Below are 18,377 nucleotides of genomic sequence, written 5' to 3'. Positions count from 1 at the left end.
TTAGTTCGGGTCTTCCTCGAAGACCCACTCGAACATGTCAAAGACGTATTCGCTGAACGTTCCTTCTTCGCTCTGCCAGTCGCCGCGCGCGTTGTTGCGGCGCCAGACGATCGGATCCGGAACGTCGAGCTGGTCCACGCGGAAGCCCCAGGCAAACTTCTCGTCCTCGTCTTCGAGGAAGAGCAGGTAGCCGTCTTCGATCTCCAGCTCATCCGGATCCCAGAAGAAGTGGAACGCCTCCATGAGGTCTTCGCAGTTGCCCAGTGCCAGGTAGAACTCGCGCAGCACCAGGGGAATGCTGAAGTCATGGGCGTCCAGCATCTGGTTGAGGATGTCGGCGGGTATGCCGTCTTCCTCTTCGCGCCAGTCATCCTCCAGATACTTGGGGACCAGGGCTTTGAATTTGTCCAGGAACATTTCACTCAATAGGGGTCTCCAAAATTGCGGGTGGTGTACTTCAATCCTAGCCGGGTGCGGACCGCGCTCAGCGCACGCGAACGGCCAGCCGGGGATAGTCGATCACGGCGCCGTCGGCATCCACTGCCAGCTCGGCGGTGAAGTCGCGGGTGGCTGAACTGTAGAGCACGACGGCGTATCCGCGGTCCGCGTCGTAGGCCGAAACCTGCGAATAGACCTGGCTGCTGGGCAGTACCCGCAGACTGGGCATTTCCACCCACGCCATGGTGAGTTTCGTGTCGTCGTCGGGGGCCGAGCCGGTCAGCAGGTCCAGGCGGAGGATGGGCATCGTGTTGGTCATGGGGCACAGGGCCAGGTCCACATCCTGGGCGTTGTCCAGGGCGCGCGGGTCGGTGATTCCCGGGGCGGGCAGTCCGGCGTCGCCGGTCACTTCGGTTTCCGCGCTCCATTTCCCGTCCTGGGACCGGCTGAGCTCGAGGGACCGCGACCAGTCCGGCGCCACGACCTGGATGCTGAACCGGCGGGTGACCCAGCCGGTGGAGGTGGAGAGGGTCCATGAAGCGGTGTAGTCCTCGGTCACCGAGGTGCCGCCGGCTGCGAGCTCACGGGCTCGGAAGGATACAGCTGCGGTTTCACGGCGTGCAGGGTTGTCCACGCCCTGCCAGCGGAAGATTCGGGCGGGCTGCACGCTGTTATCCATCCCTACACCCTATGGTTCCCGTGCCGCGGGCGGCAACGGCGGATTTCGGGGGCATCGGTGGGCGTCGAGTGATGTGATCGAGCCCTGCCCGGTCGTCGAGTGTGCAGGTCGTGCCGGTTTCCAGTGCCCTTTGTCGAGCGCCCGTTGTCCGAGCTGACGCCTGTTAAGCGCCCGTTGTCCGAGCTCACGCCGTTTTCAGCGCAGAATTCGTGCGTTTTCTCGCCTCTCGGCGCGGGGGTGCAAGGACTCTTGCGGCCCGGTGGCGGCGCCTCCCCGGGGAAATCTCTCGTGCAGATAATGCGCTCTGCCGGCCCCGACGAGGATCCTTCGTGCAGACAATGCACTCTCAACGGCGGAGTTCGACGGTTAGAGGCCCTGATCTGCACGATAGATTTCCGCTGAGGCCCTTATCTGCACGAAGGATCTTCCCCCTCCGCCGAGTGTGCACTTATGGCGACATCCGGCGGGCACTCTCTCGCCGAGAGCGCAGATCTACCGACCAAGCGGCAGCGCAACCCGCCAGAGCTGCACTCTCGGGGCGGGGAACCCGCCAGAGCTGCACTCTCGCGGCGGGATCACGGCTGCCCCCGCCCCCGGGCACCAACCCCCACCAAACCCCAAGGCCCCACCCCCAGACCCTAAGACCTCAGCCCCGGCCGACCCCGAGCCGGCGCACATTCAGTGCCAGAAACAGGTGGACGCGGTCCGCAGTGATGGCCGGATCGTAGCCGGTCAGCTCGGTGATCTGCCCCAGCCGGTAGCGGACGGTGTTCCGGTGCAGGCCGAGCGCATCGGCCACCGCAGCCACCGAACCGTTCAGGCCCAGATACTGCTCCAGTGTGTCCAGCAGGCTCGCATCATGGGCGGCATCGAAGTCCGTCAGGGGATCCAGCGCCTCGGCGGCAAGATCGGCCAGCGGCACATCGGCGCCGGACATCAGCAGCGAGGTGAGGCTCAGCCGCTCGGGTTCGTTGATGTGCTGGCCGCGCTGCAGGGATTCCTTCGCCTCGAAATAGCTCCAGCGCAGCCCGGCAGGTTCGGCGTACGAGCCGCCGAATCCGATCCTGGCGGTCAGCCCGCTGCCGTACAGATAAGCGCCGAGGATCCGCGCCAGTTCGGGACCGTTGCCCTCGGCCACCACGATGACAAGCCGACCGTCGACGACGGCGGTGCCGGTGCCGTCGAATTCCGCCGGCAGCGGCAGGGTGGGCAGCGCCCGGACCTGCCCGGACGCGACCTCCACCAGGAAGGTCAGCTGCCGCCGGGCAGTGGAAATCCCGGCGCCCAGCAAGCGCAGCGACGCATCGCCGCCGGTCAGGCGTCCGGCCACGACGTCGGTCAGCAGCTGCCCGGTGACGGCGCGGTCGCGGGCACGGCGCCGGGCCTGGTTGCTCAATTCCACGCTGATCAGGCTCTGGGCGTAAGCGACAATGTCCGGACGCCGGTAGGGCTCGGTGATCGCCAGCGTGCAGCGGTCCCGAAGTCCGGTTGCGATGGGAACGCGGTGCCGGGATGCGGCCCCGGAATCCTCCCCGGCCTCGGAGCCCGTGTCGAAAATCCGTGCCCCGTACTGGTGCAGCGCCACATGGTTGCCCAGCAGCCCGGCCAGTTCCTGCAGCAGCCCCGGCAGGCCGTTGCCGCCCAGCAGCGCCCCGGCCAGGGATTGATGGGCGGCCAGCAGGTCCCGCAGCTGGGTGACGTGGTCGGCGGACAGGGCGTCGGCGACCATCTTGCCGAGCGCCACGAACGGCGTGTCATACGGCACCTCGAACACCGGCAGGCCGCGGGCATCCGCGGCTTCGATCAACGCCGCCGGCACCTTTGCGTGGCTCAGGCCGGTGCCGAACCCGATCGCCAGCGCGCCGGCCCGGTGCACGCTCTCCACGAAGCTGCGCTGGACGGCGCCGGTGCGCTGCCGCAGGCCGGTGGTCAGCACCACCTCGCCGCCGCCGAGGAAGGGAAAGGGATCCTCAAGCTCGGTGACCGCCACCCACTGCAGCGGGGCCGGGGCAACCGGGGCGGTGCCGTGCCGGCGCAGGTCGAGCCCGGGAGCGGCGAGGAGATCGGAAAGGTAGATCGGCATGCAGCAACTATAGGGGCTCCGGTTTGGTCGCCTGCACAGTTGGAGCCGTCACCTCTTGTCGGGTTGCCCCTTTGGAACGCGCGGTGCACCGCTTAGGTTTGGAGGAAAGCCCCGGGCGTCGGCGTTCGGGCATCCTCCCGAAAGGACAGTGCGATGGCCCAGACGCTGCAGAACTACATCAACGGAGATTTTGTCCCGGCCCGGGGAACCGAGCAGCTGGAGATCATCAATCCCGCCAACGGCGAAGTGGTCGCGTCGTCTCCGGTGTCCGTCCAGGCGGACGTCGACGCCGCCATGGACGCCGCCGCCGCGGCCTTCAAGACTTGGAAGCGGACCACGCCGTCCGAACGCCAGCTGATGCTGCTCAAGCTCGCCGACGCGCTGGAGGCGAACTCCGAGGAGCTGGTCGAGGCCCAGCACCGCAACACCGGGCAGGTCCGCTCGGTCATTGCCGCCGAGGAAGTGGCGGTCGGCGCCGACCAGCTGCGCTTCTTCGCCGGCGCCGCCCGGCTCCTGGAGGGCAAGGCCGCCGGAGAGTACATGGAAGGGCACACCTCCTTCATCCGCCGCGAGCCGATCGGCGTCGTCGCGCAGGTCGCCCCCTGGAACTATCCGCTGCTGATGGCGATCTGGAAGATCGGCCCCGCCCTCGCAGCCGGCAACACAGTGGTGCTCAAGCCCTCCGACACCACGCCCGAATCCACCCTGGTCCTGGCCCGGCTGGCCGGCGAGATCTTCCCGGCCGGCGTCCTGAACGTCATTCTGGGTACCGGCGCGACCGGCGCCGCCATGGTGGAACACCCCGTGCCGGGCCTGGTCTCCATCACCGGCTCCGTCCGCGCCGGCATCGCCGTGGCCTCCGGCGCCGCGAAGACGCTCAAGCGGGCGCACCTTGAGCTTGGCGGCAAGGCGCCGGCAGTGGTCTTCGCCGACGCCGACCTGCAGAAAACCGCCCAGGCCGTCGCCGAGTTCGCCTTCTTCAACGCCGGGCAGGACTGCACCGCCATCACCCGCGTCCTGGTGGAGGACTCCGCCCAGGACGAGTTCGTGGCCGCACTGGTGGAACACACCAAGACGCTGGAGACCGGACACGAGAACGACGAAGCCAACTACTTCGGTCCGCTAAACAACATCAACCACTTCAATGCCGTCAACGCCGTCATCGACTCCCTGCCAGCGCACTGCAGCATTGCCACCGGCGGCAAGCGCGCCGGCACCAAGGGGTTCTTCTTCGAACCCACCGTGATCACCGGGGCCCGGCAGGACGACGACGTCGTGCAGAAGGAGACATTCGGTCCGGTCATCACCGTGCAGTCCTTCAGCACCGAGGACGAGGCAGTGGAAATGGCCAACGACGTCGAGTACGCGCTGGCCTCCAGCGTCTGGACCTCCAACCACGGCCGGGCCATGCGCCTGGCCCGCGACCTGGACTTCGGCGCCGTCTGGATCAACACGCACATCATGCTGACGGCCGAAATGCCGCACGGCGGCTTCAAGAGCTCCGGCTACGGCAAGGACCTCTCGATGTACGGCGTGGAGGACTACACCCGGATCAAGCACGTCATGACCGCTCTGGACGCCTGACACCAGCGCCGGCCGGAGCGCCGGCCCAGCACCGGCGGAACGCCGGACACCACACCCCACCGCAGAAAACGCAGCACCGTTCGAAAGGCATCACCATGAGCACCCAAGCCCTGCAGCCCTCCTACCGGCTGGAACAAAAGCGCAGCATCACCGGCACCTTCCCCGGTCCGAAGTCCGCCGCGCTCAACACCCGCCGGGCAGCCGTGGTGGCCAAGGGTGTGGCCTCCTCCGTTCCGGTGTACGTGGCCGACGCCGACGGTGGCATCGTCCTCGACGTCGACGGCAACTCCTTCATTGATCTTGGCTCGGGCATTGCCGTGACATCGGTCGGCGCCTCCGACCCCGCCGTTGTCGGCGCCGTGCAGGAGCAGGTCGCGCACTTCACGCATACCTGCTTCATGGTCACCCCCTACGAGGGCTACATTGCGCTGGCCGAAAAGCTGCACGAGGTCACCCCCGGGGACCACGAGAAGCGCACGGTGCTGTTCAACTCCGGCGCCGAGGCCGTGGAAAACGCGATCAAGATTGCCCGCTCCGCCACCGGCCGCGACGCCGTCGTCGCCTTTGACCACGCCTACCACGGCCGCACCAACCTCACGATGGGCCTGACCGCCAAGGCGATGCCGTACAAGACCGGCTTCGGCCCGTTCGCCTCCGAGATCTACCGGATGCCGATGAGCTACCCGTACCGCGAGGAAAACCCGGAGATCACCGGAACCGAAGCGGCGGACCGGGTCATCCTGGCCATCGAAAAGCAGATCGGCGCGGACCAGACCGCCGCCATCCTGATCGAACCGATCCAGGGCGAGGGCGGCTTCATTGTGCCCGCCGAGGGCTTCCTGCCGCGGCTGGCCGAATGGGCCAAGGACAAGGGCGTCGTGTTCATTGCCGATGAGGTCCAGTCCGGCTTCTGCCGCACCGGCGAGTGGTTCGCCGTGCAGCACGAGGGCGTGGTGCCGGACCTCCTGACCATGGCGAAGGGCATCGCCGGCGGCATGCCGCTTTCCGCGGTCACCGGCCGCGCGGAACTGCTCGACGCCGTCCATCCGGGCGGCCTGGGCGGCACCTACGGCGGCAATCCGGTGGCCTGTGCCGCCGCGCTGGCCGCGATCGGCACCATGGAAACCCAGGATCTGGCCGGCCGCGCCCGCCGGATCGAGGATGTGACCGTTCCCCGCCTGCAGCAGCTGGCGGAGGAGACCGGCGTAATCGGCGAGGTCCGCGGCCGCGGTGCCATGCTGGCGCTGGAATTCGTGAAGCCCGGCACCAAGACGCCGGACGCGGACATCACCAAGGCCATTGCTGCCGCCTGCCTGGCCGAGGGCGTCATCATCCTTACCTGCGGCACCTACGGCAACGTGGTGCGTTTGCTGCCGCCGCTGGTCATCAGCGACGAGCTGCTGGCCGATGCCTTGGACGTGCTGGAAGCAGCTGTCAGGGCGCACGCCTAACCCGGCGCAGGCAACCCGCTCAGCTAAACCCGCTCAGCTAACCGCGTTTTTTGCCCGCAGAGCCGTGGGGCGTGAACTGCACGGCTCTGCGGCGGAGCGGTCGGGGGGGGGGCCCCCCCCCCCCCCCCCCACGGCCGCTCTTTGTGTCTGTGCTGCAGATTACTGCGTGTCCAATTTGTTATTCCAGTTACTGGTGATATTGGAGGGGTCATTGTCTATTGGAGTGACCTACGGTAAGTTCACATCGTTGCCCCGTGACGCTTTTGCCGGGCACCGCAGTTCTCTGGGGAGACTGTGCATGTGGCTGCGGTGTTATCACTGCGTCTCGAGGCATAAGGATAGACATGCGGTTAAAGAAACTTGTGAGCGTTTTCTCGACGCTCGCCATCGTACTGATGACGGCGGTGATCTCGATTCCGTCCGCCGCGGCAAGTTCCGCGGACGGGCAGTTCGCCAGCCGCCTGTACGTCCTGATCAACGACTACCGGGCGCAGCACGCGCTGCCGGCGCTGCGCTGGAATGCTCAGATGTCCGCAGACTCGCAGTCCTGGACCCAGCAGTCTGCTGACCAGGCCAATATTCACGGCGCCGGGGTCTTTCAGCACAGCCCCGGATCCTACGCATTTCCGGAGAACATCGTCTGGAACATGAGCGCTGACGAGGCCTTCTCCTGGTGGGTCAACTCGCCTCCGCACCGCGAGAACATGCTCCGGGCAGCCGATACCGACATCGGACTCGGTGCCGTCCAGCTGACCGCAGGACCGAACAGCGGCGCCTACCTGGCCACGGCGAGGTTCGGCCAGTACGCCGTGTCTCCGGACGAGGAAGCCGCAGCCCGGGACGAAGCCGCCCGCGCCGCGGCAGAGAAGGCAGCAGCAGAAGCCGCTGCCCGCGCAGCGGCTGAAGAGGCCGCCGCACAGGCCGCTGCCGAGGAGGCCGCCGCCCGCGCAGCGGCTGAAGAGGCCGCCGCTCAGGCCGCCGCTGAGAAGGCAGCCGCCGACGCTGCAGCCAAGGCCGCCGCTGACGCTGCTGCCAAGGCCGCTGCTGATGCCGCCGCGAAGGCTGCTGAGGAAGCCGCCGCCAAGGCGCCCGTGAAGGAAGCTCCCGCTGTGACGCCGGATGACACTCAGGCCGAGCAGGACAAGGCGGCGCAGGAGGCCGCTGAAGCAGCCGCGCAGAAGGCAGCCGAGGAGGCAGCGGCAGCCAAGGCCGCCGAAGCCGCCAAGGTCGAAGCCGAGAAGAAGGCCGCCGCTGAAAAGGTTGCCGCCGAGATTGAAGCCGAGAAGAAGGCTGCGGCTGAGAAGGCTGCCGCCAAGATTGAAGCCGAGAAGAAGGCTGCGGCTGAAAAGGCTGCCGCCGAGATTGAAGCCGAGAAGAAGGCTGCGGCTGAAAAGGCTGCCGCCGAGATTGAAGCCGAGAAGAAGGCTGCGGCTGAAAAGGCTGCCGCCGAGCAGGCCGCGGCTGAGGACGCCGGAGCTGCCGAGCAGGCAGCTGCAGCAAACATCGCTGCCGAGCAGGCGGCCGCCGCCGAACTGGCCGTGGCCACGGAAGCTGCGAACAAGGCTGCCGAGCAGGCCGCAGCAGAGGAAGCCGCTAAGCGGGAAGCCGCCAAGAAGGCTTCCGCTGAGGAGGCCGCGGAGGCCGCGCAGGCCGCCGCTGACCAGGCCGCCGCACGTCAGTCAGCAGAGCGCAAGGCACAAGCGGCCGCCGCAGCAGCCAAGGAACAGGTGTCGCTCGGAAACGAAACGCTCCTCACCGCCGCCGCACGGGGAACCGTCACCGCTGCTGCCTCGGGAAGCCAGCTGCGCCTCTCCGGCCTGGCCGCGGCCGGCACCTATGAAGTGGTCCTTCCCTCCGCCGGAGTGAACCTGGGCGCCATGGATGCCGACGCCAACGGTTCACTGGCCATTGCCGTTCCCGCCGACCTTGCGGCCGGTGAGCACAAGGTTGCGCTGTTCAAGGACGGAGTCCTCTCCGGCTGGACAACCTTCACCGTGGAGCAGGCAGTCACGGTCCTGGCCGCGCAGCCCGTTCCCGCAGCTGCCGACGGAACCACCGAACTGGCGGCAACCGGCCTGAACGCCGCGCAGCTTTCAATCGGCGGAATCGGTGCCTTGATGGCACTGACCGGAGCCGTCGCCCTGGTCGCCCTGCAGCGCCAGCGCAGCATCTCGGCGCGCTAACCTCCGCGGATAACTTCACCGGGATTCGAAAAAGCCCCGCCCACCGTTACCGGTGAGCGGGGCTTCTTTGCGTCCAGGCCGCTGCTGCCGCGCGGAGAATGTCTTAGGCCGCTGCGGCGCGGAGAATCCGGTTCCGCCGCGGTCCGCCCATCATGTCCACCGTCAGGATCACCAGCGCGAGCCAGACCAGGCCGAACCCGGCCCAGCGCTCCGGCGGCATGACTTCCTTGAACACGGCCAGAGCGATGATGAACTGCAGCGTGGGAGCCAGATACTGCAGCATTCCCACGGTGGACAGCGGCAGGCGACGGGCGGCGGCACCGAAGAAGATCAGCGGAACGGCCGTCAGAACGCCCGAGGCCGCCAGGAGCCAGAAATGCGCGGGACCGTTGGACAGGATGGTTGCCGTGCCGTTGACCGACATCCATACCAGGACGGCGATGGCCACGGGCGTAAGGACGGCGGTTTCAATGGTGAGGCTGGAGATGGCGTCCACCCTGCCGCCCACGCCCTTCTTGACCAGTCCGTACGTGCCGAAGCTGAAGGCAAGGATGAGGGCGATCCACGGGACGGTGCCGTAGGCCAGGCCCAGGACCAGGACGGCGACAAAGCCGACGCCCATGGCAACCCACTGCAGCGGCCGCAGTTTTTCCTTGAGCACGATGACGCCCAGCAGGACGGACACCAGCGGATTGATGAAGTAGCCCAGCGCCGCTTCCACTGCATGTTCATTCAGCACCGCCCAGGCGTACGTGGTCCAGTTGACCGCGATCAGGACGGCCGCACCGCCCAGGGTGCCCACCAGCCGGAGGTTCCGCGCCGCGGCCGCCAGCGTCCTCCAGGAGCGCATCACGGTGAGCAGGGCGACGCAGAACACCAGTGAGAACACGATGCGCGCGGCAACTATCTCGATGGCTCCTGCCGGAACCAGCACCATGAAGTAAAGGGGCAGCAGGCCCCACAGCAGGTAGGCGCCGACGCCGAAGAGAAGCCCGGGGGTATTCTCGCCCCGGGTGCCGGGAGCGGCCTTGCCGCCGGCGGGCGTCGTGCCGGAGGTGCCGGCGGATCCGCCGGCCGCCGCTCGGGCGGGAGAACGGATGGACTCGGGGGAGGTGGCGGAGCGCGAAGCGCCTATTCCGTCGGATGCAGACACGTGATGCTCAACATCAACGGGCGTCCGGGTATTCCCGCGGCCCACGGAAGGGGACCCGCAGCCATCCGCCGTGACTTCCGCACCGAACCGTTTAGACGCCGTCGCGCACCTGCATTTAGAATAGGAAACTGTGCGTTATTCCGCACGAGGTTTCCTCCCCGAGACGAAGGACTATCAGTGTCTAATTCAGCCGCGGACCGGTCGCAGCGCCCCATGCGAGTCGCCATTATCGGCGCTGGCCCCGCCGGTGTGTATGCCGCAGATATCCTTACCAAAGCTGACCGGGACTTCGAGGTCAGCATCGACCTCTTCGACAAGTACCCCGCCCCGTACGGCCTGATCCGGTACGGCGTGGCCCCGGACCACCCGCGGATCAAGGGCATCGTCAACGCCCTGCACAAGGTCATGGACCGCGGTGACATCCGCTTCCTGGGCAACGTGCACTACGGCAAGGACCTGACCCTCACCGACTTCCGGCACTTCTACGACGCCATCATCTTCGCCACCGGCGCCATCAAGGACGCTGACATGAGCATCCCCGGCGTTGAGCTGGAAGGTTCCTTCGGCGGCGCCGACTTCGTGTCCTGGTATGACGGACACCCCGATGTCCCGCGCGAATGGCCGCTGGATGCCAAGGAAGTTGCCGTCATCGGCAACGGCAACGTTGCGCTCGACGTCGCGCGCATCCTCTCCAAGCACGCCGATGACCTGCTGACCACCGAAATTCCGGACAACGTCTACGAGGGCCTGAAGAAGTCGCCCGTCACCGACGTCCACATCTTCGGCCGCCGCGGACCGGCACAGGTGAAGTTCACGCCACTGGAGCTGCGCGAACTTTCGCACTCCCGCGACGTCGACATCGTGCTCTACCCGGAGGACTTCGAATTCGACGAAGGCTCGGACGAGCAGATCCGCAGCAACAACCAGACCAAGACCATGGTCAACACGCTGACCAACTGGCTGGTCGAAGAGCAGGATTCCGGTGCCTCCCGCCGCCTGCACCTGCACTTCCTGCACAGCCCGGTGGAGATCTACGAGGATCCCGCCAATCCCGGCAAGGTTGCGGGCATGAAGTTCGAACGCAATGAACTCGACGGCACCGGCAACGCGCGCGGCACCGGCGAGATTGTCGACTACCCGGTGCAGGCCGTGTACCGGGCCATCGGCTACTTCGGCTCGGAGCTGCCGGAGGTCGGCTTCGACTCACGCCGCGGCGTCATCCCCAACGAGGGCGGCCGCGTCATTGACGAAACCGGCGCCCCGGTGCCCGGGATCTACACCACCGGCTGGATCAAGCGCGGTCCGGTGGGCCTGATCGGCCACACCAAGGGCGATGCGCTGGAAACCATCGGCTTCCTGCTGGAGGACCGGCTGAACCTGCCGGCCGCCGAGGAACCCGAGGAGGACTCCATCATCAAGCTGCTCGAAGACCGCGGCGTCGAGTACGTCACCTGGGAAGGCTGGCTGAAGCTGGACGCCTACGAAAAGAGCCTGGGCGCCTCCTACATCCATCCGGATCCGGCCACCGGCGAACTGGTGCGCGAACGCGTGAAGGTAGTGGACCGCGAGGAAATGATCCGCGTCGCCCGCGGGCAGTAGCGCCCTTTCCCCTCCCGGCTTCACGACGCCCCCGCTTCCCCGTGGAAGCGGGGGCGTCGTATGAGTAGACTGTGTCGCACACCACAGCAGGAACCACAAAACACGGTGTCAGCGGTCTCCTTATCAGCGCGGATAGGTCGGGGCAGTGCACAATCAGGACTTTCTTACTCCGCCGCGGCGTTCCGCTGACGGTCTGCAGCGTGATGCCTCCCGGGCGCACGAAGGGCTGGACTCACACGACGGTTACCTGCGCTGGCTCCGGCCCCCGGTCCGGGAATCCTGGCAGCGGTCGCTGGGCCATCACACCGATCCGGACAAGGCCGTTCCGCAGCTGGTGTTTTCCGGTTCGGACCTCGAGGAGTATCGCCGTGCGCATCCCCTGGCCGCCGTGATGCCTGTCATCCGGCAGCTGCTGGTGCGCCCGGGCCTGGACAGCGGGCTCCTGGTGGCCGTGGGCGACGGGCTGGGACGGTTGCTCTGGGTGGAGGGCGACGACGAACTGCGCCGCACCGCGGAGGGCATGCTCTTCGTGCCCGGCACCGACTGGTCCGAACAATCCATTGGAACCAGCGCGCCCGGAACGGCCCTGGCCTCGGGGCGCAGCATCCAGATTGCCGGCGCCGAGCATTTCAGCAGGCAGGTCCATTCCTGGAGCTGCACCGCGGTGCCGGTCCGGGATCCGGACACCGGAGTGGTCCTGGGCGTCGTGGACATCACCGGCCGGGACGAAGCCGTGGCCGAGCACACCCTGGCACTGGTCGAGGCAACCGTCGCTGCCGCCGAAAGCCACCTGCGGGTGGAGCGGCTGCAGAACGCCGCCGGTGCATCGTCCGGAACAGTCCACCGGACAGCCCACAGGTCTGCCCTGAGGTCTGCCCCGAGATCCGCCGCCAGGCCGGCCCTCCGGCAGGACAGCCTGCAGATTCTTGGCCGGGACCTGGCGGTGGTGAACGTCGGGGGCCGGGCCGCATCCCTGAGCATCCGGCATTCCGAGCTCCTCACACTCCTCGCGCTTCATCCCGAAGGGCTGAGCGCCGACCAGCTCTCCGTCATGGTCTATCCGGAAAGCGCATCAGTGAGCACCGTCCGGGCCGAGATGCTGCGGCTGCGCAACCTGCTGGGAAAACACAGCGACGGCGTCCCGGGGCCCGCACTGGTGCCGCAGTCCCGCCCCTACCGGCTGCCGCACGGGCTGGTCATCGATGCCCGGCAGGTGCTCGGCTATCTGGAGCGCGGAGCGTACCGGCTGGCCCTGGGCCTGTACCGCGGGCCGGTGCTGCCGCGGTCCCAGGCTCCGGCCATCACGGCGCTGCGCAGCGAGGTCAGCACCGTCCTGCGTGAGGCGATGCTCTCCGACGCCGGCCCCGAGACGCTGCTCGGATACCTGTCACTCGAGGAGGCCCGGCACGACGTCGAGGCCTGGTCCCTCGCTCTGCGGCTGATGCCGCTGCGCTCACCCCGCCGGGCGGCCGTGGTGGCACATCTGGAACGGCTGGAACACGAACTGGGCTAACGCGGCGCGGAGGCCGCCGGACCCCAGGCACACATCACTCCGCCGGGGGTTTTTCGGGCTGTTTGACGGGCCGGATCCGAAGGCTCGTCAGGAGACCGATCAGCAGCGCGCCGGCAGCGATCCACCCCGCCAGGGTTACGCCGTCGGTCATTGCGGAACGGGCGGCGTCGGCGATGTACGCGGTTTGCGGATCAGCGCTCAGGGCTCCGATGGTGCCGCCGGAACTGGCGTTCACCGAATCCACCAGCGGCCCCAGCATCGGGTTGGCGGCGACGTCGTCGGAGAGCCGTGATGCGGTGCCCTCCTTCAGCGACGTGAAGAAGGCGGTGCCCAGGACGGCGATGCCCAGTGCGGAACCGGTCTGGCGGGCGGTGCTCTGTGTCGCCGACCCCTGACCGCTGCGGGCCACCGGCACCTCGGCCAGCACCACCGACGTGAGCTGGGCAGTTGCCAGGCCCACGCCCAGGCCGTAGACGAGCAGGATCGGCGAGGTTAGCCAGGCCGTGCTGTCCGGACGGATCAGCAGCGCCAGCGCCCCGATGGCGAGGATCTCCAGGCACAGGCCGACCCGCACCACCAGAATGGGGGAGTACCGGCGGGAGAGGGCTGCCACCGCACCGCTGGCCAGGAAGGACCCGGCGGCCAGCGGCACCAGGGCAAGGCCCGCCTGGAAAGCCGAGTAGCCAAGGACATTCTGGAACCAGAGGGGCAGGGACAGGATCAGGCCGAACTCGCCGAAGCTGACGATCAGCGCGGTTATGTTGCCGTTGGCAAAGGAGGGGATGCGGAACAGCGAAAGATCCAGGATGACGCCCCTGCCGGCCTCGGTCCGCCGGCGTTCCTCCATCACGAAGGCTGTCAGCGCGACGGCGGCAACCGCAAACGCCACCGGCACGGGGGAGAAGCCGCCGAGACGGAAGGGGGCGTCGTCGTCGGCGTACCACCAGCCGTAGCTGCGGCCCTCGATCAAGCCGAACACCAGGGCGCCGAAGCCGAGGATGGACAGCAACGCACCATTGATGTCCAGCCGTTGCCGCGCGCCGGTCAGCGGTTCCGAAGACTCCGCCACGAACAGAAGCAGTCCAACGGCTATCAGTGCGCCGAGGGGAATGTTGATGCCGAAGGCCCACCGCCAGCTGGCGTTCTCAGTGAGCCACCCTCCGAGCAGCGGGCCGACTGCGGCCATGCCGCCGATGGTGGAGCCCCAGACGGCGAAGGCTATGCCGCGCTCGCGTCCCTGGAAGTTGGCGTTAAGCAGGGCCAGGGTGGTGGGCAGGATCATCGACCCGCCCAACCCCTGGAGCGCCCGGCCGGTTATCAGGAAGCCGCCGGACTCCGCCACGGCGCAAAGGAGACTCGCAGCAGCAAAGATTCCGACGCCGATCAGCATGATTCGCCGGCGGCCGGCCCGGTCCGCAATCCGGCCCCACGTCAACAGCAGGGCAGCGAACAGCAGGGTGTAGATTTCCTGGACCCATTGGATTTCGGCGCTGGAGATGCCCAAATCCGCCACGATCGAGGGGATGGAAACGGAAACGATGGTGGCGTCCATGATGATCATTGCCACGCCGAGGCTGATGGCGACCAATCCCCACCAGCGGTAGCGAAGGTATCGGCCGACCGCTGGAGAGCCCGGTTCCTGATGCATATGATTCACTGTGCTCCACGGTGATTCGTTGGGGCAACCATTTCCCCGTGCAACCTTGGTGCAACGTCCGGGTCCGTAGCCTCGGTACGTCAGACACCGACGTCGCCACCTCCAAGGAGCAGACATGACCGTTTATGCGCAGCCCGGCACCGAGGGATCCAAGTTTTCCTTCAAGTCCCGGTATGAGAACTGGATCGGCGGAGAGTGGGTGGCCCCGGTCAAGGGCAACTACTTCGAGAACATCTCCCCGGTCACCGGGAAGGTTTTCTGCGAGATTGCCCGCGGCACCTCCGAAGACATCGACCTCGCCCTGGACGCGGCCCACAAGGCCTCGCCGGCCTGGGGCAAGACCGCCGTGGCGGAGCGGGCCCTGATCCTGAACCGGATCGCCGACCGCATCGAGGAGAACCTCGAACTGCTCGCCGTCGCCGAGGTCTGGGACAACGGCAAGCCCATCCGCGAGGTCCTTGCCGCGGACCTGCCGCTGGCCATCGACCACTTCCGCTACTTCGCCGGAGCCATCCGCGCGCAGGAAGGCACGCTGTCCCAGCTCGATGACAACACCACCGCCTACCACTTCCATGAACCGCTCGGCGTCGTGGGCCAGATCATTCCATGGAACTTCCCCATCCTGATGGCCGTCTGGAAGCTGGCGCCGGCGCTGGCAGCCGGCAACGCCGTCGTCCTGAAGCCCGCCGAGCAGACCCCGGCCTCGATCATGGTGCTGATGGAAATCATCGCCGACCTGCTGCCCGCGGGCGTGCTGAACGTGGTCAACGGATTCGGTGTGGAGGCCGGCAAGCCGCTGGCGTCCTCGCCCCGGATCCGCAAGATCGCGTTCACCGGTGAAACCACCACCGGGCGCCTGATCATGCAGTACGCCTCGCAGAACCTGATTCCGGTCAGCCTGGAACTTGGCGGCAAGAGCCCGAACATCTTCTTCGCCGACGTGGCGCAGGAAAACGACGCGTTCTACGACAAGGCGCTGGAAGGCTTCAACATGTTCGCGCTGAACCAGGGCGAAGTCTGCACCTGCCCCTCGCGCGCCCTGGTCCAGGACTCCTTCTACGACAGCTTCATGTCCGACGCGCTGGCCCGCACCGCGCAGATCATCCAGGGCAACCCGCTGGACACCACCACCATGGTGGGCGCGCAGGCCTCCAACGACCAGCTGGAGAAGATCCTCTCCTACATGGACATCGCCCACCAGGAAGGCGCCAAGGTCCTCACCGGCGGCGAGCGGCTGATGCTCGACGGCGATCTGGCCGGCGGCTTCTACGTGAAGCCCACGGTCTTTGAGGGCACCAACAACATGCGGATCTTCCAGGAGGAGATCTTCGGTCCGGTGGTGTCAGTGGCCCGGTTCTCCGACTACGGCGAAGCCATGAGTCTTGCCAATGACACCCTCTACGGCCTCGGTGCCGGGGTCTGGTCCCGGAACGGGAACATCGCCTACCGGGCGGGCCGGGACATCCAGGCCGGGCGGGTCTGGGTGAACAATTACCACGCCTATCCGGCGCACTCGGCGTTCGGCGGCTACAAGTCCTCGGGCATCGGGCGGGAAAACCACGCCATGATGCTGGACCACTACCAGCAGACCAAGAACCTGCTGGTCAGCTACGCCGAAACAAAGCAGGGCTTCTTCTAAGCCTGCCGGCACCCGCCTACGCTGGATTTAACCCCGCTCGTCCAAGGAATCGAGGACAGAATGGCCAGCATGCAAGCAGCAGTGGTGAATGAACTCGGCAGGGGACTTTCCGTCGAGGAAGTGGCAGTGCTCGAGCCCGGTCCGAATCAGGTGCTCGTCAAACTGGTGGCGACCGGCGTGTGCCACACGGACCTGCACGCGGCAGACGGAGACTGGCCCGTAAAGCCAACTCCGCCGTTTATTCCCGGTCATGAAGGCGTCGGCGAGGTGGTGCAGGTCGGTGAGGGCGTCACCGACCTGCAGCCCGGCGACATGGTGGGAAACGCCTGGCTCGCCTATGCCTGCGGTGCGTGCGAGTACTGCAGGACGGGCTGGGAAACCCTCTGCGAGCTGCAGAAGAACAGCGGCTACTCGGTGGACGGGTCCTTTGGCCAGTACATGCTCGTGGATTCCCGCTTCGCGGCGCGTATACCCGAGGGCGCCGACCCGCATGACATCGCTCCCGTCCTGTGCGCCGGGGTCACCGTTTACAAGGGTCTGAAGGTCAGCGAGGCCCGGCCTGGGCAGTGGGTTGTCATATCCGGAATCGGCGGGCTCGGACACATTGCCGTGCAGTATGCCAAGGCCATGGGGCTGCGCGTCGCGGCTGTGGACATCGCCGATGACAAGCTGGAGCTGGCCAGGAAATACGGGGCCGAGGTGTTGGTCAATGCGAATACCGAAGACCCCGTCGAGGCCATCCAGAACAAGGTCGGCGGCGCCCACGGCATCTTGGTTACCGCGGTGCATCCAAAGGCCTTTGGCCAGGCCATCGGCATGGCCCGGCGCGGAGGAACGATTGTCTTCGTCGGGTTGCCGCCCGGAGACTTCCCGACGCCGATCTTCGACGTGGTCCTCAAGGGCCTGACGATTCGGGGGTCGATCGTGGGCACCCGGCAGGATCTGGCGGAAGCCATCGACTTCTACGACCGTGGACTCATCCATCCCAATATCAGCACCCGCAACTTGGAGGAGATCAACAGCGTGATGGACGAGCTTCGTGAGGGCCGGGTCGACGGCCGAGTGGTCATCGGGTTCTGATGGGTGCCCTGTCGGATTCCGGCCTGGACGCTGCCGTGACGATGCCCGGGGAGAGTTTTTCCCGGGTGTCGCTCACCCCGGAGGCGCAGGAGCTGCTGCAGCAGCTCCGCGAGACACACGGCCCGCTGATGTTCCATCAGTCCGGGGGCTGCTGCGACGGATCCTCGCCCATGTGCTTTCCGGCGGGGGACTTCATCACTTCGGAGGCCGACGTGCTCCTGGGAACCTTCGAACTGGTACCGGGGGAGCCCCTGGAATTCTGGATGTCGCTGGAACAGTTCGAATATTGGAAGCACACCCACCTCACCGTGGATGTCGTCGCGGGTCGGGGCAGTGGTTTTTCCGTCGAAGCACCGGAGGGCAAGCGGTTCCTGATCCGTTCCCGCCTGATGGACGTCTGACGCGAGCCCATCGCCGTCCAGCCGTTCAGTGCCGGCCGGAATCCGTAAAAATACGGAGTGCGGGCACAACACGGCCCGAGCATAGTAAGGTTGCTGTTTATTCTTCCGCTTTCGGCGGTAGTGTGCATGTGAACGATATTCGCGATGCCCCTCACCGGGGCAGGAATGAGGACAACAATGGTTAAGAAGTTCGTATTTCTCGCCGGAGTGGGCGTTGGCTATTTGGTCGGCTCCAAGGGTGGCCGCGAAAAGCTGATGGAGCTCTGGAAGGACCCCAAGGTTCAGGAGACCGTTTCCCACGGTACCGAATGGGCGAAGGAGAAGGCCCCGGGCCTGCAGGAGAAGGTGACCGAGGTCGCTTCGACCGCGAAGGACAAGGTCTCGCACTCCAGCACGTCGGGCAAGCCCGCGTCAGAGTCGGGCACCTCCACCGCTCCGTCCGGTTCCTCAACGGGTGCGAGCAGCACGCCCTCGACGGGGTCCACCTCAAACGGTTCCTTCACCTCCGGCGGACAGCACACCATGAAGCCCGCTGAGCCCGAGCCGAAGCCGTAGCGCCGGCCCAACGCTTCAGCACGACAGCAGTCCCGGAGGGGGCGTTCCACGGAACGCCCCCTCCGGCGTTTCTCCCGTTTCCCTTCGCCGGGCGGGGAGGCACCGGTGAATGCCAGGGGCGGATCACCAGGATCACCAGCGCGGGTTCCCACTCTCTGCGAACGCCGCGTCCTGGCGGGAGCTTCTTGCCTGTCGTGCAGGTTTGTCTTAATATTGTGGGCCTAAAAGATGCAGAGCCCCGATTCTTCACTTTTCACAGCCCGGCGCGCAGCCCGCATCCCGCCCCGCAGACCCCGCCCAGACCGCGCCCGGATCCGGCCCGGACCACGCCCGGATTCGGCCCTGCAACCTGACCGGCAAGT

At 66.7% G+C, this 18,377-nt stretch carries 14 protein-coding genes; 9 read left to right on the top strand and 5 right to left on the bottom strand.

Annotated features, from left to right (window positions below; all coding sequences use genetic code 11):
• From QNO00_RS06175 to QNO00_RS06165, 3 genes are all read right to left on the bottom strand, one after another.
• A complete protein-coding gene (locus tag QNO00_RS06175) occupies window positions 1-426 on the bottom strand; it encodes a hypothetical protein (RefSeq protein WP_229964790.1) in 426 nt (141 codons plus the stop codon).
• A gap of 58 nt (window positions 427-484) precedes the next feature.
• A complete protein-coding gene (locus tag QNO00_RS06170) occupies window positions 485-1,117 on the bottom strand; it encodes a putative glycolipid-binding domain-containing protein (protein WP_284023943.1) in 633 nt (210 codons plus the stop codon).
• 646 nt (window positions 1,118-1,763) lie between these two features.
• Complete coding sequence (locus QNO00_RS06165; protein WP_284023942.1) at window positions 1,764-3,200, bottom strand: PucR family transcriptional regulator; 1,437 nt, start codon at window positions 3,198-3,200, stop codon at window positions 1,764-1,766.
• A 153-nt stretch (window positions 3,201-3,353) separates the two neighbouring features.
• Between QNO00_RS06165 and QNO00_RS06160 the strand changes: the two genes are divergently transcribed.
• The 3 genes from QNO00_RS06160 to QNO00_RS06150 all read left to right on the top strand — a co-directional run bounded on the left by QNO00_RS06160 (window position 3,354) and on the right by QNO00_RS06150 (window position 8,418).
• Window positions 3,354-4,784, top strand: a complete 1,431-nt coding sequence (locus QNO00_RS06160; protein WP_284023941.1) for a gamma-aminobutyraldehyde dehydrogenase — start codon at window positions 3,354-3,356, stop codon at window positions 4,782-4,784.
• 95 nt (window positions 4,785-4,879) lie between these two features.
• Complete coding sequence (gene gabT / locus QNO00_RS06155; protein WP_284023940.1) at window positions 4,880-6,235, top strand: 4-aminobutyrate--2-oxoglutarate transaminase; 1,356 nt, start codon at window positions 4,880-4,882, stop codon at window positions 6,233-6,235.
• A 362-nt stretch (window positions 6,236-6,597) separates the two neighbouring features.
• A complete protein-coding gene (locus tag QNO00_RS06150) occupies window positions 6,598-8,418 on the top strand; it encodes a CAP domain-containing protein (protein WP_284023939.1) in 1,821 nt (606 codons plus the stop codon).
• A 103-nt stretch (window positions 8,419-8,521) separates the two neighbouring features.
• Here QNO00_RS06150 and rarD read toward each other — a convergent pair whose 3' ends face one another.
• Window positions 8,522-9,571 carry an EamA family transporter RarD gene (rarD, locus tag QNO00_RS06145; protein ID WP_284023938.1) on the bottom strand — a complete coding sequence of 350 codons (1,050 nt, stop codon included), beginning with the start codon at window positions 9,569-9,571 and terminating at the stop codon, window positions 8,522-8,524.
• Between the two features lie 177 nt (window positions 9,572-9,748).
• Here rarD and QNO00_RS06140 point away from each other — a divergent pair, with 177 nt between their 5' ends.
• Window positions 9,749-11,170 carry an FAD-dependent oxidoreductase gene (locus tag QNO00_RS06140; protein WP_229964797.1) on the top strand — a complete coding sequence of 474 codons (1,422 nt, stop codon included), beginning with the start codon at window positions 9,749-9,751 and terminating at the stop codon, window positions 11,168-11,170.
• Between the two features lie 145 nt (window positions 11,171-11,315).
• On the top strand, window positions 11,316-12,683 hold the full coding sequence (locus tag QNO00_RS06135) for a GAF domain-containing protein (RefSeq protein WP_284023937.1): 1,368 nt from the start codon (window positions 11,316-11,318) through the stop codon (window positions 12,681-12,683).
• Between the two features lie 34 nt (window positions 12,684-12,717).
• Here the strand turns inward: QNO00_RS06135 and QNO00_RS06130 are convergent, their stop codons facing one another.
• Window positions 12,718-14,331 (bottom strand): DHA2 family efflux MFS transporter permease subunit, encoded by a 1,614-nt coding sequence (locus QNO00_RS06130; RefSeq protein WP_284023936.1) that lies wholly within the window; start codon window positions 14,329-14,331, stop codon window positions 12,718-12,720.
• Window positions 14,332-14,455: 124 nt separating this feature from the next.
• On the opposite strand from QNO00_RS06130, the gene exaC reads away from it, so the two are divergent.
• From exaC to QNO00_RS06110, 4 genes are all read left to right on the top strand, one after another.
• Window positions 14,456-15,979, top strand: a complete 1,524-nt coding sequence (gene exaC, locus QNO00_RS06125; protein ID WP_284023935.1) for an acetaldehyde dehydrogenase ExaC — start codon at window positions 14,456-14,458, stop codon at window positions 15,977-15,979.
• Window positions 15,980-16,039: 60 nt separating this feature from the next.
• Window positions 16,040-17,059 carry an alcohol dehydrogenase AdhP gene (gene adhP / locus QNO00_RS06120; RefSeq protein ID WP_229964801.1) on the top strand — a complete coding sequence of 340 codons (1,020 nt, stop codon included), beginning with the start codon at window positions 16,040-16,042 and terminating at the stop codon, window positions 17,057-17,059.
• Window positions 17,059-17,460 (top strand): DUF779 domain-containing protein, encoded by a 402-nt coding sequence (locus QNO00_RS06115; RefSeq protein ID WP_442860461.1) that lies wholly within the window; start codon window positions 17,059-17,061, stop codon window positions 17,458-17,460. Before adhP ends, QNO00_RS06115 begins: the two co-directional genes overlap by 1 nt.
• Window positions 17,461-17,637: 177 nt before the next feature.
• Window positions 17,638-18,015 carry a hypothetical protein gene (locus tag QNO00_RS06110; RefSeq protein WP_229964802.1) on the top strand — a complete coding sequence of 126 codons (378 nt, stop codon included), beginning with the start codon at window positions 17,638-17,640 and terminating at the stop codon, window positions 18,013-18,015.
• Window positions 18,016-18,377: the final 362 nt, after the last annotated feature.

Source organism: Arthrobacter sp. zg-Y1219 (genome assembly GCF_030125545.1).
Taxonomy (GTDB): Bacteria; Actinomycetota; Actinomycetes; order Actinomycetales; family Micrococcaceae; genus Arthrobacter_B.
Note: the sequence above shows the minus strand (reverse complement) of the source record. Positions and strands in the feature narration are given on the sequence as shown.

Coding starts and splice junctions, on each gene's coding strand:
- QNO00_RS06170 (WP_284023943.1), bottom strand. CDS start 1,117: ATGGATAACAGCGTGCAGCCCGCCCGAATCTTCCGCTGGCAGGGCGTG.
- QNO00_RS06165 (WP_284023942.1), bottom strand. CDS start 3,200: ATGCCGATCTACCTTTCCGATCTCCTCGCCGCTCCCGGGCTCGACCTG.
- QNO00_RS06160 (WP_284023941.1), top strand. CDS start 3,354: ATGGCCCAGACGCTGCAGAACTACATCAACGGAGATTTTGTCCCGGCC.
- gabT (WP_284023940.1), top strand. CDS start 4,880: ATGAGCACCCAAGCCCTGCAGCCCTCCTACCGGCTGGAACAAAAGCGC.
- QNO00_RS06130 (WP_284023936.1), bottom strand. CDS start 14,331: ATGCATCAGGAACCGGGCTCTCCAGCGGTCGGCCGATACCTTCGCTAC.
- exaC (WP_284023935.1), top strand. CDS start 14,456: ATGACCGTTTATGCGCAGCCCGGCACCGAGGGATCCAAGTTTTCCTTC.
- adhP (WP_229964801.1), top strand. CDS start 16,040: ATGGCCAGCATGCAAGCAGCAGTGGTGAATGAACTCGGCAGGGGACTT.
- QNO00_RS06115 (WP_442860461.1), top strand. CDS start 17,059: ATGGGTGCCCTGTCGGATTCCGGCCTGGACGCTGCCGTGACGATGCCC.
- QNO00_RS06110 (WP_229964802.1), top strand. CDS start 17,638: ATGGTTAAGAAGTTCGTATTTCTCGCCGGAGTGGGCGTTGGCTATTTG.